The following is a 1,593-nucleotide window of genomic DNA, read 5'->3' on the forward strand; positions in this document are numbered from 1 at the left end:
CTGCGCGAAAAACGCGACGAATATGACGTCAAATGCCGCGTGGTGGCGCAGAAAGATGCCGAACTCAACGCAATGAAAGAACAAAAGTTCCGCAACGTCCCCGCCGACGAGGAAATCAGCCAGCTGCGCACCTCCCTGCAGCTGATGACTGACAGCCTGGTGCGCGAAACGCTGGGGGCAATCACCTCCGGCTTTGAGCGTCTCGACCGCGATTACGACGAGCGCGGCGTCCCCCATGCCGGCTTCATGGCCGGGCTGCTGCTGGACTTCGAGCGCGAAATTCAATGCCTGCGCACCCGCTTTGACCTACCGGAGACCCGCGAACCCGAGGTGCCGGAGTGGGTCAAGCCCTTCACCGACGACGCGCAGCAGACTCTGCCTGTCGATGATGACGCAGACAACAGACAGTAACACCAGGGAGCCCGGGCATGAATTCTGTCCTTAACGAACGTCTGGTGGCCATTGGCAACGCGGTTCGCCATGCGCCGCACGGCCAGAAAGAGTCCATCTACCGCACTGCGTGTGAAGAGCTGCAGATTAGTCGCGCCACGCTGCTGCGCAAGCTCAATGAGACGACCTGGCGTGAACGCCGTAAACAGCGCAGCGACGCTGGCAGTACGTCATTGTCACGCGAAGAAGCACTGGTGATATCGGGGACGCTGATGGAATCCAGACGTAACAACAACAAGCAACTCTACAGTCTGGGGCGTGCGGTTAAGGCCCTGCGAGCGAACGGCATGATACAGGCCGGGCGCATTGACGCCCAGACCGGTGAGTTTTACCCGTTGTCAGACGATGCCATTCGCCGGGCGCTGTACGCCTTTCGCCTGCACCCGGACCAGTTGCTGAAACCGACGCCGGCGCTGGAGCTCGCCAGCCTGCACCCCAACCATGTGTGGGAGCTGGACGCCTCCATCTGCGTCCTTTACTACCTGAAGAACCCCAACAAACATGGCCGCCAGGCGCGAGATACCGGCCTGCGCATTATGGAGCGGGACACGTTTTACAAGAACAAGCCGAAAAACCTGGAGCGTATCGTCAATGACCGCGTCTGGTCATTCGAGATTGCCGACCATACCACCCACTGGATTTACGCCGAGTACCGTTTTGGTGGTGAAAGTGCGCAGAACTTCCTGGAAGTGATGATAGGCGCCATGCAAGACCGGCGCAGCGAGAACAACGGTGACGTACTCTGCGGTGTGCCTGAAATCCTGTTCACCGACCCCGGGTCGGCGCTGGGTGCGGCGCCCCTCCTGAACATGTGCCATGCGCTGGGCATCAAATGTATCCAGCACAAGGCCCGCAACGCCCGCGCCACCGGTGCGGTCGAAAAGGCCCGCGATATCCTGGAACGGGATTTTGAAGCCGGCCTGAAGTTCGTCAGGGTGGATGATATCGATACCCTCAACGACCTGGTTCGCCAGTGGCGCATCGCCTTCAACGGCAAGGCGATACACAGCCGTTATGGCACCAACCGGACGGCGAAATGGCTTGAGATTGTCACCACCGGAAAACTGGTGCTGCCGCCGCCGGTTGACGTGTGTCGCGAGCTGGCGATTTCAGCGCCCGAGACGCGCACGGTCACCAACAAGC

1 protein-coding gene and 1 pseudogene are annotated in these 1,593 nt (G+C 60.3%); both read left to right on the forward strand.

Annotated features, from left to right (window positions below; all coding sequences use genetic code 11):
* A partial coding sequence (locus AC4PR2_RS28750) for a hypothetical protein (RefSeq protein WP_492176033.1) occupies positions 1–411 on the forward strand: 411 nt, incomplete at its 5' end.
* Between the two features lie 17 nt (positions 412–428).
* Positions 429–1,593, forward strand: a pseudogene (locus tag AC4PR2_RS28755) (integrase); the annotation flags it as partial.

It is taken from the genome of Serratia sp. A07, from assembly GCF_058725505.1.